Here is a 13,525-nt window from a genome sequence, read left to right as displayed (position 1 = left end):
TCATGAGTACAGTTAGAGCAAAAAAACATCTAGGACAGCATTTCTTAAACGATAAGAATGCCGCACAACGTATTGTAGAGGCATTGGATCCTAAACTAGGTTTCAGCCAAGTACTCGAAGTTGGTCCGGGAATGGGTGTCCTCTCTGACTTTCTATTACAGAAAGAAGAATATGAGACCTATCTGATCGATGTTGATGATGAATCGATTGCCTATCTGGATGACAAATACCCACAATTGGGGAAAAGATTAATCCATGGCGATTTTCTAAATCTTGACTTTTCACAATATTTTGGCGAAAAGATGGCTGTCATCGGCAACTTTCCTTATAATATTTCCTCTCAGATCCTTTTCAAAATTTTGGACGAACGTCAACGTGTTGTTCAGATGACAGGTATGTTTCAAAAAGAGGTCGCTGAGCGCTGTACAGCGAAAGCAGGCAGTAAAGAGTATGGAATTCTGAGTGTGTTTTTACAAGCTTACTATAAAGTAGAATACCTCTTTACCGTAAAGGCTGGCGCTTTTAATCCGCCGCCTAAGGTACTGTCGGGTGTCATCCGTATGACCCGCAATGACCGCGAGCAACTAGCCTGTGATGAGAAATTATTTTGGCGTGTCGTCAAAGCAGGGTTCAATCAACGTCGCAAAACTTTACGCAATTCCCTTTCGGGGGTTGTCCCGAAAGATAAGATGTCAGACAATCCGCTTTATGAACTACGAGCCGAACGCTTAACTGTAGACGATTTTGTCAGCTTAACTAACGAGATCGGGAATTGCCTTTAATATGAATTTTGCAGATAACACTTTTATTATTGTCGGCGGTGGGATCGCTGGATTATGTGCCGCGATAGGCCTTCAAAAATTGGGTCTTAAGGCCCATGTCTATGAAAGTGTAGCTGAACTTAAAGGTATAGGTGCAGGTTTTGGACTCGCTGCCAATGCTATGCAGGCCCTAGATCACTTGGGATTAAAAGATGAAATCAGTCAAATTGGACATTATCTGGGTTCCTATAATGTTTTGGATCAAAAAGGAAATATTCTGGTCGAACCGAATACCAAATCCATCAGCAAAAAATACAATCAGGACAATTTTGCCATACACCGAGCGGACCTACACCAATTTCTTTTATCAAAAATTCCCGATAACCAAGTCCATCTTGGTAAACGTGCGACTTCCTTTGAACGGGTAGGGGAACAGGTCTGTATTCATTTTACCGACGGAAGCCAAGCTGTAGGAGCGGCATTACTTATTGCCGATGGCGTGCATTCACTATTACGTCAACAACTGATACCGACCTCAAGCCCCCGTTATTCAGGTTATACCTGCTGGCGGGCAACAATAGATAACAGCAGTATCCAACTCAAAAAAAGCACTGAAACCTGGGGCGCAAAGGGTAGATTTGGAATGACTCCCCTTGTTGGCAATCGTGTATATTGGTATGCCTGCATCAACAGCATACAGCAAAATCCGACGCTAAAAAACTGGACCACAGCAGAATTATTGAACAACTTCAAGGAATACCACGACCCTATTCCAACGATTCTGTCCGAGACCAAGGATACCGAACTGATCTGGAACGACATTATAGATATTGCGCCATTACAACAGCTTGCCTTCGACAATATCCTTTTGCTCGGAGATGCTGGTCACGCCACTACCCCCAATTTAGGACAGGGCGCCTGTCAAGCAATAGAAGATGTTGCTGTGCTGCTGGATGAACTGAGAACAGCCTCATCCATTCAACAAGCCTTCTCGCGATTTGAAACGCGTCGAGTGGATCGCGTCAACTATATCAGTAACACTTCCTGGCAGATTGGCAAAATCGCCCAATGGGAAAACCCACTTTTGATCGGCATGCGCAATTTTTTCATGAAAATAATGCCCAATAGACTCAAACAGCAACAATTAAACAAACTATTGTCAGTAGATTTTATGCAAATTAACCGTAATCATGAAAGCTAATATTTTGATTGTCGATGACATCCACGAAATTATGTTGGAGAAATTTGCGCTGGCAGGTATCGCTTATGATTACCGCCCCGATATCGACCGTGCAGAAACCGAAAAGATCATTGCGAACTACTCCGGAATGGTCATTCGTTCGAAATTTCAGGTAGATAAGCCGTTCTTTGACTTTGCATCCAACCTCCGTTTTATCGCACGTGCTGGAGCAGGAATGGACAATATCGACGATGAAATTGCCATTCAAAAACAGGTTACCTTGATTCCCGCCAATGAAGGAAACCGAGATGCTGTGGGCGAACATATGATCGGAATGTTATTGAGTCTGATGAACAATCTCAACCGCAGTGATCAACAAGTGAGAGCTGGTCAATGGTTGCGTGAAGCCAACCGTGGCTATGAGCTTAAAGGCCGTACTGTTGGTTTGATCGGTTATGGCCACAATGGTATGGCGATGGCCCAAAAGCTTTCTGGTTTTGACGTGAAGGTACTGGCTTACGACAAATACCGGACGAATTATACCGACCAATATGCTGTGGAGGCCAGTATGGAAAATATTTACGAACAAGCCGATATTATTAGTTTCCATATCCCATTGACCGCCGAAACAAAGGGAATGATTGATGATGCCTATTTATCGAAGTTCAACAAACCTATCTTTTTTCTGTTGGGTGCCAGAGGCGGTATTGTACAAGTTCCGGCCGTACTAAATGCTCTTGATAAGGGCGGTATCCTCGGAGCTGCCTTTGATGTGCTGCCTGTCGAAAAATTCCCCAAACTTGCGGAACAGACCTGGTATCCCGACCTTATCAGTAGGGACAATGTCATTCTATCTCCCCATGTAGCTGGCTGGACTTTTGAAAGCTATTACAAATTATCAGAAGTTGCCGCAGATAAGATTATCGCGTTTTTAGGACAACAGGATGGGAATTAAAGACTAAACAACACGACGATCAAAAATTGGAGCACCAGACTGCCATCTAGTAAGTAAGCATAATGATAATGCTCCTTGGTCTTGAAGACTGCTAATTTCAAAAGAGCAAATATCACAAGATTGGTCAGGATCAACCCAATCTTGATTTCCATCAGATAAGGAGCGATAAGGATTAAGAGACTGTGTAATACCAATAAGGTATAAGTAAGTCTCTTCGCTTTCTGCTCTCCCAGCATGTTCGGCAATGTACGCAGATGATAGTAGGAATCCTGTTGAATATCGCGTATATCAAATGGTAGCGTGCAAATAATCAAAAATATAAACTTCAGCACACAAAGCGCAACAAGTACCCAACGGTCTATTGTGTCACCGATATTGAGCAATTCGACATAAGGAAGCACGACACTACTGCATACCCAAACCAAGGCGATATGGAAGATTTTCGCCCCAGGAACTTGCCGAAGCCCAACTTTGCGATCGTGAAAAGTAAACAGCGGCATCCCATACAACAAGCTCAGGATTCCTATAAAACCTAAAAATAAGAACGAATAAATATGGATGTGCAGCAAACAGTAACCAAGAATAATTAATGCGGTGACATTATTTAACCACATCACCCATTCGTGATTAAATATCCAGCGCGTGCGGGCAAATTTTGATTCTTTTGGGTTTTGGGGTTTTGACCACCATAAGCTAAAATTGTAGAGCAATAATGTTGCTGTCCCCTCAACCAAGACAATAGACCAATTGATCGACCGTTCAAATATGATATAGGTCAGTGCACATTGAGCCATAGCGGCCAATGCAATCAAAATATTCGTATAAATGCTGATATAGAATATCTTTCTTAGAAACAACATCTGTGTTTAATCTTGCTGCAATATAACAATCTTGATAGATAAAAGTAGTTTAACATTATATTAAACATCAAATTGTTGATAAAATGGGCAAAAACCGCTAAATTGTACACCGAAATTGAGCTATTAAAAACAATTTCGCAACGATAACTTTATAAATTAAAATAATTCATAATAATCCTATAACAATGAGCCTACAAATAAAATCATTTGAAGAATATCAAAGTGAATATAAGCGAAGTGTAGAACAACCTGAGGAGTTTTGGGCGAGTATAGCGGATCATTTTTTCTGGAAGAGAAAATGGAACAAAGTGCTAAACTGGAACTTTGAGGAGCCTAATATCAAATGGTTTGATGGTGCAAAATTAAATATTACCGAAAACTGCCTGGACCGTCATATTTATGCGAATGGCGATAAACCAGCGATTATCTGGGAGCCAAATGACCCAAATGAAGCACATCGTATCCTTTCCTATAAACAATTGTTGCAGAAGGTTGAACAATTTGCTAATGTATTAAAGAATAACAATATCAAAAAGGGTGACCGTGTCTGTATTTATTTACCGATGGTTCCTGAATTGGTGATTGCGGTATTGGCCTGTGCACGTATAGGCGCTATCCACTCGGTTGTCTTTGGTGGATTCTCGGCACGTTCAATCGCCGATCGTATCGTGGATGCGGAATGCAAATTGATCGTTACTTCCGATGGCAGCTACCGTGGTAATAAAACCATTGGACTTAAAAATATAGTAGATGACGCATTGATGCAATGTGATACTGTAGAGAAAGTCATTGTATTAACACGTACACGCACCCCAGTATCCATGATCAAAGGGCGTGATGTATGGTGGGAAGATGAGATCAAGAAAGTGGAAACACAAGGCAATCCAGCCTGCCCAGCGGAAGAAATGGATGCCGAGGATACCCTGTTTATCCTTTACACTTCTGGATCTACAGGTAAACCAAAAGGAGTTGTACATACCTGTGGCGGATATATGGTCTATACGGGATATACCTTTATGAATACCTTCCAGTATCAACCAAATGATGTATTTTTCTGTACAGCTGACATTGGTTGGATTACTGGTCATAGCTATATTGTTTACGGACCATTATCCCAAGGTGCGACGTCATTGATGTTTGAAGGTATCCCAACATTCCCAGATGCTAGCCGTTATTGGGATATCGTTGATAAATTTAAAGTCAATATCATTTATACCTCACCTACTGCACTACGTTCATTAATGGCTTTCGGCGATCAGTTTGTTGATAAAAACGACCTTTCGTCACTGCGTGTGCTGGGTTCAGTCGGCGAACCTATCAACGAAGAAGCCTGGAACTGGTTTAATGAAAAGGTCGGTAAAAAGAACTGTCCTGTCGTTGATACTTATTGGCAAACGGAGAATGGTGGTCACCTGATCACCTCTTTAGCTGGAGTTACACCAGAAAAAGCAAGTTATGCGATGTTCCCTATGCCTGGTGTACAACCAGCATTGATGGACGAAAATGGAAAAGAAATCGAGGGCAATGATGTCACCGGAAATCTATGTATCAAATTCCCTTGGCCGGGTATGCTACGGACGACCTGGGGAGACCATGACCGTTGTAGACAAACCTACTTCTCAACCTATAAGGATATGTACTTTACGGGTGATGGCTGTTACCGTAGTCCAGAAGGATATTACAAAATCACAGGCCGCGTGGATGATGTATTGAATGTATCCGGTCACCGCATCGGTACTGCGGAGGTAGAGAATGCTATCAATATGCATGCTGACGTTGTGGAATCCGCTATCGTCGGTTATCCACATCCAGTAAAAGGCCAGGGTATCTATGCCTACGTTATCGCTAATCACCACACGGATGCAGAAGCAACCAAGAAAGATATCATGGAGACTGTTTCGCGCATTATTGGTCCTATTGCCAAACCAGATATTATCCAGTTTGTCAATGACCTTCCAAAGACGCGTTCCGGAAAGATCATGCGCCGTATTCTACGCAAAATTGCTGAGGGAGATATCAGTAATTTAGGTGACACATCTACTTTGCAGGACCCTACGGTGGTTGAAGGTATCATACAAGGTGCTGAAGGCCTGAAAAAATAGTTCTGCAAGAACCTTTAACAAAGAAAGCCTCCCGATGGGAGGCTTTTCTTATTATTTGGATTTCGTTATCTCGATGAGTTAAGTCGAATAGGAATTGAATACCTCACATTCAACCGTTCTCCGCGCTGTATTCCCGGTTTCCATTTTCCAGCTCTTTTTATAACACGGATTCCTTCCTCTCCCGTCCCAAAGCCTAAATCCTTTTTTACAACCGGGTCCTTAATATTACCATCTTTGTCTACGATAAATTCAATCATTACAATACCTGATACATTATTGCTTATTGCCTCACGTGAGTAGGTATAGTTGCTTCCGATAAAACCCATCAGTCTCGAGATTCCACCAGGATAATCCGGGGGACTCATAAAGTTGGTGGCATCATAACTAAAAACCTCACCGTTTTCCTTTGTTTTAATCCCTGACACTAATTCATCATGATTGTAAGTTTCGACGAAACTGTCCTTTCCCATCTTCCCTTTCCACTGCCCCTCTCGTAGGTTGTTTTTCATCTCCCCCTCCTCATAGCTCCAGCCATAAACTAACCGAATAAAACCAGTCCCATTTTCCAACTTTTTGTTATTTAAAGAGTCATAGTACACGACATACCTGGGGTTTTCTATTTTCAATTTTCCTTTTTTATCGGGGCGACTTGGGTAGAACACAATTTTTTCTAGTTTATTATTGGGATATAGATAAAATGCCGAATCTATAAGCTCGCTTTCATCGCTAAAGTTTTCTAGACTTTTTAAAGTTCCATGTTCATAAAATTCATACTTTCGGCCCTGGAATTTAAACGGATAAAGAGGATTCTTACTAATACCACTAAGTTTAATGGAGTCATTCCGCAGGTAAAATTCTTCGATACGATAAACTTTATCCTTACCTTCAGCATCCACATGGATTGTTCTCAAAAAATAGGCGGAATCACGTTGTTTTGTTTCAGCGCCATTTCTCTTATGATAACTCGTAAAAGCGACTTGGGCATAAAGATTCGATATACATAAAGTGAATAGAAAAAAACAAATAAGTTTGACTGACAAATGCAGATAATATTTCATAATAGTTTCTAATATCCGCGCAATTTAATAAATCTCTTAAGTAAATTAGAAATTGACAGGTTAAATAATCATTACCTATGTTCAACATAACTACAATTAAAGAAGCTATGTTTTCCACACAATGTTAATAACTATGTTAACAACTCAACTAAGCGAAACATGCTTCCCCTTCGACATCCAGGTATTTCTTTCGGGAAATAACAAGATTTTAGATCTCCATTCAAAATAAAGCGAAAGTGATTATTACAGCAAAAAAGCCACATCATCACGACGTGGCTTAAAATAAACATATGAATTTAATTAAACAGTTGCTATTTGTATGAGTTTACTGAGCTCGCGACCTTCCATGTTCCGGCTTCATTTACCAGCGTAACCAGATCGGTTTTTGTAAATGTTTCAAATTTCATTGTAATGCGTGCCACCATATAATTATCGGATTCCTCAAGGATTTGTATATTTGTACTACAGTTCAGTTTTTCACCTTTTTGTTTTTTCAAAAAAGAAATTACCTCTGAACGTGTATTGGTACGTCCTGTTTCGCCTTGAATCTTTTGACTGAAATCGGAAGCGAATAGTTGCTCAACACCACCTGATATACCTTCTGTCATCACCGATACATAGCTATCAATAGCTAAGTCTGCTGTGGATAGATTCAATGTTTTACCAGGGTTACCTGCAGCCATTGTAAATGTTGATACTGCGATCAAAGCTGCTGCTGCAAATGTCTTTACTAAAGTTTTCATAATCGTTTCTACTTTATATTGTTAGTTTTTTATTGTCTCTTTCCTAGTAGTCGCAGGGATGTTGATTTTGTTGCAACATTTCCTTCAACTTTCTGATTCAAAATTAAGACAACGCAGCCTACGATTTTATTACATTTAGACTAACATTCAGAAAAAGTCGGTGAATGAGGGGGATGGAGCGGTAAAAGGACTTATCCTTTTACCATCGCGAGATTTATGATATAGATCTGTTGGCTAACTTGATTAGGCTTCTTAAAACTCTGCCCGCGCTTCGTACTATGATTGCTTAAAACAAGATTTTTGAAAGCCTAAGAAAGAATAACAAAAAGTATAAAATATTTATCAAGAATAGTTAATAGTCACTTTATTAATCTAAAGAGCTTCTATGAAAATCCGTTCTCTATAGAAGCTCTTGACTCCTTATTAATCTGGCTCGCTGCCGTTAAGCCCACAACCAATAAATGGATCACTTTGAGTAGACAGAGACGTTGGGTATGGACAATCTTTACAGTCCATTATTAATGTATTTAAGACTTGACCATACTCAATTAAATATACCGTTAAACGATCATTAGTATAGTAACCATTTGGCAGGATACACGTAAAATTAGCATCTGCATAATAAAGATTATCTTTCAAAAATATCTTGGTGGGATAAGTTGGTTGTTTACCGTAAATATGTGCTTTCATTCGGTCTATGCTTTCGGCATAATTAAAAAGCTTTGTCCCCGTCCCTGGCAATGCATTTTGTGGCGGAGTATATCCGCTATTATTTCCAGGGATGTCTATCTCCGACTCAGGAATTATTTCAAATGGTACAACAGGGCGAGATTTATTAATGCAATTTTTTTCAATACAGTCGGCTGCAGCAACAGCGTAACATTGATAGAATCCAAATGCACAGACTATTTTAGATACTGTTCCCATAGCATATATTGATTTATTGGCACATTGCCTTATTCCTTCATAGGAGCATTCACCATCTCTGCCTCCCTGGGCAGTGGGAGAACCAATAAGAATAGTTTCAACTCCATTCTTCACAACAGATTTATAAAATATCTCTCCATTGACTTTAAAAACTATTTCTCCGTTGACACTTGAAATGTTTTGGTTTATATAGGTTACTAATTGTTCTTCACTCGTATTGCTAGGTACCGAAATATTCAAACTTACTTGTGATTGAATTCGAGCTTCTTCTTGAGAGGAGGGTTCTTCATTATTATCGCCGTTGTCGCCCGCATTGCTGTTGGCTTTGACTTTTAAAACAGTTTCCTTCGAATATTTATTTAACGTGTCCGTAATTTTTAAAGAGTCATCTCGACGACAGGAGTAAAAAAAAGTTGTGATTAAAAAGAACACAATAGTTAATAACTTACATTTTCTCATCATTTGGATTTATTTTTATGATCTTATTTTTTTATATAGACAATCGAACAAAGTAAACGGGCTGCCACCACCATTCCAAACGCCGTTTTTCCCAGAGTAATGGTCATCGGAACTACACCCCCCAAATAGATGGCGACAGGTATCATGGACCTTTATGTTCCGGTATTTTTGATCTTTTTGTAGGTTGGTGTATATTGATGTCGAATCATTTTATGATCCGACATCAATATACACCAATTTACTGCTTCCTTAATGCTCCATAGAACACATTATTTGGCGTATTTAGCGGTTGTAATCCCCCTAAATTAGATACACTCGGATCACTACTTGTAACATAAGTTAGTTTAAAGGGTCCAGATAGAAAATAATCTCTAATAGGGCCAAGTTGTGTTATACGAGCCGTCCAATTTCCATCGTATATTGGATTAGACAATGTGATTACACCTTTCTCATCAAGCTTATAATCGTAAGTTGCGATTCCTGCGGCATAAGTTGTACCATTTGGAGTAACTTGACTCTGAACTGCTACTTCTGCTTTTGTTGAACTACTCAATCTAAAGTAAAATTGTAGGATATGACGTCCCGGGTTTAATGCAGCATAGGCATTTTTTACTATCGTATATATGCTATTAAAATCACTGGTGACACCATTCGGCTGACTCAATCCGATATGCAATGTATTATACGTCTTATTATAAGCAAAGAGTGTCTCTATCGGTAAAATGGGTACGCTATTTTGATTTAATTTAAACCTTGTATTTTTATCATTGATCAAATAGAATTCTCCGTCAACAAGTTCACCTCGGGCAAATATCTCCTGACCAACATTTATTGGCTCATTAAAATTAATTCCATTGAGCTCATAATTAAATTTTCCGCTTACGCTTTGGACATCCCCTTCGTTTGAAACATATTGGAACACGCAGCCTTTTGTATTTGTGAGAACAAATTCGACTTTATTGTTAGTACCTCCAATTTCTATATAATTATTTGAATGTGATGCAAAATAAGCTCTTACATTGTTAATACTTGTTTTATATTCACCGTCTAAATAACTTTTTTGTTCGTTCTCCTTCAATTTCACCAGTGTTAACATCTGTGCATATCGTTTTCCTTTAAGTTTAAGTGTATCTACTGATGCACTTAAGAATTCAAATTCAATATCACTTTGCAATCCATTTCCAGCCGTACCACCGTTTACAGATGGTGTGGGGTCTTGCAAAAGTGTCAGATAATTATAAGTATCAAACATTAAGACAGCATCCATTGTCCATGTAACCCGATATGTGGATTCCTTCAGTGTATTTGAAGATGTTGAGGAAAAATCCGACAACATTTTTAATGTCTGATCTTTTTTAAAATCTATATAAAAACCGTATCCGCCTTCCACTTTGGTATTTAGTGCCGCCTTCCATCCGTAAGGTGACGACAATAGACTATTCTGTAACAGATCAAGCTTTTCTTTGACCCTAGCCTCTGGCTGTTTGTCAAAAATAAATTCTACATTATCTTTTTTACAACTACTAAAAATCAATATAATAGTTATAAAGACTAATAATATTTTTTTCATTTTTCGTAAATTAATTTAAAACAATAGGTCCATAAAAATAACTCTCGGCATTTCCTTGAACATAAAAACCAGCATATTTTCTGAAATTTGCTAAACCCGCTGTTTTCGGCAACCATTCTGGTATGAAAGTATTATTCGTTAAATAATCGATCAGCGGTTGCCAACCGGCTAAAGTTACTCTTCCATTATTGTACTCCGAGCTGGAAGAACTGTTTGGAACATAAATAAACTTTACACTACCGTCCGCCAAATAAGTAATATTAAAATCGAAGAATGCTTTTATAATCGTTGTTGAGGTAGAAGAGCTACTATAAGAAGCCTGAACCTGCAAGGTTGTACCATTAAATACACAAGAAAAGCTCTTGGCAGTTCTACCTGTTGTACCATTGATATCGAGTGCAAGCTTTTTTTCGATGTCATTCCAAATACTTTTGAATACAGCTGATTGACCAAAGGAAGCATAATGTGCTCCTTGAGCTAAATCAACGTCAATTTGTTTGAGGTAAGCCTGCTTCATCTGATAGACAAGTGTTTCGGTCGGATCTTTATATAAGCTAGCGAGTGTACTAGACATTTCATATTGTAACTGTCTAAAATCAATATCGTAATATTGCTTAAAATAGTCTACGACTATGGCCTCCTTTTGCTTTAGTTTTGCTTTACCATCTGCTCCCGCAGCATTAGCATAGCGATCGTAATATAACTGTCCTTCGACCAATAAATGCGCTACCGTTTCTGCAAAATCCTCGGTATATTGATCTCTTGCATATCTTGAGATAAACCCTAGCTTTTGCGCTAGCTCCTCAGTATTTGCTGAATTCGTCCAATCAGAGGTATAATCAGAGGGTGTAATTTTTTCAAAAGTTGGCGGAATCTCCACGGTCTGATTTAAAATATGTGTAAATTCGTGATGAATTGTTCTCAATCTCCTTTTCACATTGTTATAATCATTTTCATCAAGCGTATTCAAATTATAAAGAATTACTCTTCTTCCCCCATCAGCGGTACCCAATGTCTCGGATCCGTTTGAATTATATACTGTAGATCCAAAAAAGACAAATTGCTTTGGCGTACGTGTCTTGATAAAGGTAGCTCCTGCAACTTTCTCATACACTTTGATAAAGCCATTTAAGACCATTTCGGCCGTCGGTTTAACACGATCTATATTGGGTGGCGAAATATTCTTTGCGATATCCCCCATGGAGCGATCAAAACGATACACGACTTCTATATTATAAGGATTTGTCAAACTAGATTCCAACCAATTATCCAGCTCTCCATAAACGTATTTATCCGAATTATAGTCATTCAGATCCACATCTAAATTGCTATCGCTCTTTCTACAGGAATATTGTAAGATAACGAGCAGCGAAAACGCAATGAGTGTTAATATATTATTTCTTTTCATAAACTATTATCTTGGATTTTTTCCTACTCCAGCAATAGATGCCTCGTCAGGTATTTGAAACATTCTTCTATTATCTTCTGTGGACAAAGTCTCAAAGGTCTCTGTGCCATCTTTATCAAGAAAATTGTGCACTACTGGAATACGATGTCTCAAGATATCTAGCCAACGTATACCCTCAGTAAGAAATGCTAATTGTTTATACTGTAAAATAGTTTCTATCAGCGCATCTTGGTCTGTCCCGGCGGTTGTAAAATACTGCCTCGCTTTTGACAACGTTACATTGTGATTTGATGGATTAAAACCTACAATCCTTGTACTTGCAAAATAATTGATATCATTCAAGCCATTGACAAAATCGCTTTTCATTACATATGCCTCTGCCCTGTTAATTAGCGCTTCATCTGCAGTAATAAGGGGAACCATAGTATAGGGTTGACCCGTGCCTGCAGATACATTTGTATAAAAGAAATATTCGTTGTATTTCCGAGGCCAATAATGTGTACTACTGGCATAGGAAGAGCCATTCCATTGAAATGTTGCTCCAGCCACAGTCACTTTGCCAAAAGTTGCAAGGTATTTATCTCGTCCATAGCCAAATCGACTATAGTAGCCGGTGCTCTGTCTTTGGTAAATTGAATATGTATCGGCAAGAAGTAAATTATAATTTTTATCTGCCTTGGTGTATTCAATTTGTCGCTCAGCACTCGTCAAATCTCTAATTTTTGTCGCCTCCGGCCTTGTATTGTTGGTATAATCACCATTTTGAAATACGGCATTCGCATGTGAGATTACCTTATCCCAATCACCTTTAAATAAATAAAACCGAGTTGCAAATGCATTCGCTGCAGAATAGGTAAAATGATATTTAGGAACTTGCCATTTACCGCCTTTTAATAAAGGGATACCTTCTTCTAAATCTTTTTGGATCTGTTGATAAACGGACTCCACTGTACCTCTTTCATATTGCTGCAAAGCAATTTTTTCTGGTTGTGTAACATAAGGAATACCTGGAGAGGTATTGTCTTGACCGATCTGATAGGCTTTTGCAAAATACGTAACAAGCATAAAATGTGCATAAGCCCGAGCAACTAAAGCTTCACCTTTATATGGTAATACGGATTTATCCAACTTAAACTCTTCAATCGAAGCCAATGCTTGATTTGCACTAGCAATTGCTGCATAACAACCATTCCAATATTGCGTTGGCGTGTTATTTCCAGAACCGGCGATATCGTTCCAGCGATATAAGTCTACATAAGGATCCAATAGTGGTGCCCCACTGTTAGGCCCCTTGTCACTCACATTGTCCGAATATGTCTCTGCCATCGCTAAATATCCATATCCAGGATATGCTGAGGTCACCAATTTTGCAACCTTATCAACGGTATTGATTTCCGTCCGCATATCAGGCTCCTGCTCCAAGTATTTTTCACAAGAAGTTAGCGAAAACGCTGATAAGATTATTACTGATATATATATATTTAATCCTTTCATTATTTTAA

Annotated in this window: 11 protein-coding genes; 4 read left to right on the top strand and 7 right to left on the bottom strand. The window is 38.9% G+C overall.

The window, feature by feature from the left end; all coding sequences use genetic code 11:
* Positions 1-2 precede the first annotated feature (2 nt).
* The 3 genes from rsmA to M2408_RS06030 are packed head-to-tail and all read left to right on the top strand — an operon-like array spanning position 3 to position 2,896.
* Positions 3-782: a 16S rRNA (adenine(1518)-N(6)/adenine(1519)-N(6))-dimethyltransferase RsmA gene (rsmA, locus tag M2408_RS06040; protein ID WP_259180208.1), complete on the top strand. Its 780-nt coding sequence runs from the start codon at positions 3-5 to the stop codon at positions 780-782.
* A 1-nt stretch (position 783) separates the two neighbouring features.
* Positions 784-1,962 (top strand): FAD-dependent monooxygenase, encoded by a 1,179-nt coding sequence (locus M2408_RS06035; protein ID WP_259180206.1) that lies wholly within the window; start codon positions 784-786, stop codon positions 1,960-1,962.
* Positions 1,952-2,896 (top strand): NAD(P)-dependent oxidoreductase, encoded by a 945-nt coding sequence (locus M2408_RS06030; RefSeq protein ID WP_259180203.1) that lies wholly within the window; start codon positions 1,952-1,954, stop codon positions 2,894-2,896. The genes M2408_RS06035 and M2408_RS06030 overlap by 11 nt, the downstream gene beginning before the upstream one ends.
* Here M2408_RS06030 and M2408_RS06025 read toward each other — a convergent pair.
* Positions 2,893-3,756: a hypothetical protein gene (locus M2408_RS06025; protein ID WP_259180201.1), complete on the bottom strand. Its 864-nt coding sequence runs from the start codon at positions 3,754-3,756 to the stop codon at positions 2,893-2,895. The genes M2408_RS06030 and M2408_RS06025 overlap by 4 nt on opposite strands.
* Positions 3,757-3,941: 185 nt before the next feature.
* On the opposite strand from M2408_RS06025, the gene acs reads away from it, so the two are divergent.
* Positions 3,942-5,858: an acetate--CoA ligase gene (acs, locus tag M2408_RS06020; protein ID WP_223581973.1), complete on the top strand. Its 1,917-nt coding sequence runs from the start codon at positions 3,942-3,944 to the stop codon at positions 5,856-5,858.
* Positions 5,859-5,923: 65 nt separating this feature from the next.
* Here acs and M2408_RS06015 read toward each other — a convergent pair whose 3' ends face one another.
* From M2408_RS06015 to M2408_RS05990, 6 genes are all read right to left on the bottom strand, one after another.
* Entirely contained in the window at positions 5,924-6,916 is a 993-nt protein-coding gene (locus M2408_RS06015) for an energy transducer TonB (protein ID WP_259180195.1), read from the bottom strand.
* A gap of 311 nt (positions 6,917-7,227) precedes the next feature.
* Entirely contained in the window at positions 7,228-7,659 is a 432-nt protein-coding gene (locus tag M2408_RS06010) for a nuclear transport factor 2 family protein (protein WP_259180194.1), read from the bottom strand.
* 423 nt (positions 7,660-8,082) lie between these two features.
* A complete protein-coding gene (locus M2408_RS06005; protein WP_259180191.1) occupies positions 8,083-9,048 on the bottom strand; it encodes a hypothetical protein in 966 nt (321 codons plus the stop codon).
* A 235-nt stretch (positions 9,049-9,283) separates the two neighbouring features.
* A complete protein-coding gene (locus M2408_RS06000; protein WP_259180189.1) occupies positions 9,284-10,615 on the bottom strand; it encodes a DUF4302 domain-containing protein in 1,332 nt (443 codons plus the stop codon).
* 10 nt (positions 10,616-10,625) lie between these two features.
* Positions 10,626-12,023 carry a substrate import-associated zinc metallohydrolase lipoprotein gene (locus tag M2408_RS05995; RefSeq protein WP_259180188.1) on the bottom strand — a complete coding sequence of 466 codons (1,398 nt, stop codon included), beginning with the start codon at positions 12,021-12,023 and terminating at the stop codon, positions 10,626-10,628.
* Between the two features lie 6 nt (positions 12,024-12,029).
* Complete coding sequence (locus tag M2408_RS05990) at positions 12,030-13,517, bottom strand: RagB/SusD family nutrient uptake outer membrane protein (RefSeq protein WP_259180186.1); 1,488 nt, start codon at positions 13,515-13,517, stop codon at positions 12,030-12,032.
* Positions 13,518-13,525 lie beyond the last annotated feature (8 nt).

Origin of the sequence: Sphingobacterium sp. BIGb0165 (assembly GCF_024810095.1) — a bacterium.
GTDB lineage: Bacteria > Bacteroidota > Bacteroidia > Sphingobacteriales > Sphingobacteriaceae > Sphingobacterium > Sphingobacterium detergens.
This window is presented reverse-complemented; position numbering and strand designations above follow the sequence as displayed.

Excerpts from the sequence above, each read along its gene's own strand:
- M2408_RS06000 (WP_259180189.1), bottom strand. The coding sequence starts at position 10,615 with ATGAAAAAAATATTATTAGTCTTTATAACTATTATATTGATTTTTAGT.
- M2408_RS05990 (WP_259180186.1), bottom strand. The coding sequence starts at position 13,517 with ATGAAAGGATTAAATATATATATATCAGTAATAATCTTATCAGCGTTT.
- M2408_RS06010 (WP_259180194.1), bottom strand. The coding sequence starts at position 7,659 with ATGAAAACTTTAGTAAAGACATTTGCAGCAGCAGCTTTGATCGCAGTA.
- M2408_RS05995 (WP_259180188.1), bottom strand. The coding sequence starts at position 12,023 with ATGAAAAGAAATAATATATTAACACTCATTGCGTTTTCGCTGCTCGTT.
- M2408_RS06035 (WP_259180206.1), top strand. The coding sequence starts at position 784 with ATGAATTTTGCAGATAACACTTTTATTATTGTCGGCGGTGGGATCGCT.
- M2408_RS06015 (WP_259180195.1), bottom strand. The coding sequence starts at position 6,916 with ATGAAATATTATCTGCATTTGTCAGTCAAACTTATTTGTTTTTTTCTA.
- acs (WP_223581973.1), top strand. The coding sequence starts at position 3,942 with ATGAGCCTACAAATAAAATCATTTGAAGAATATCAAAGTGAATATAAG.
- M2408_RS06025 (WP_259180201.1), bottom strand. The coding sequence starts at position 3,756 with ATGTTGTTTCTAAGAAAGATATTCTATATCAGCATTTATACGAATATT.
- M2408_RS06005 (WP_259180191.1), bottom strand. The coding sequence starts at position 9,048 with ATGATGAGAAAATGTAAGTTATTAACTATTGTGTTCTTTTTAATCACA.
- M2408_RS06030 (WP_259180203.1), top strand. The coding sequence starts at position 1,952 with ATGAAAGCTAATATTTTGATTGTCGATGACATCCACGAAATTATGTTG.
- rsmA (WP_259180208.1), top strand. The coding sequence starts at position 3 with ATGAGTACAGTTAGAGCAAAAAAACATCTAGGACAGCATTTCTTAAAC.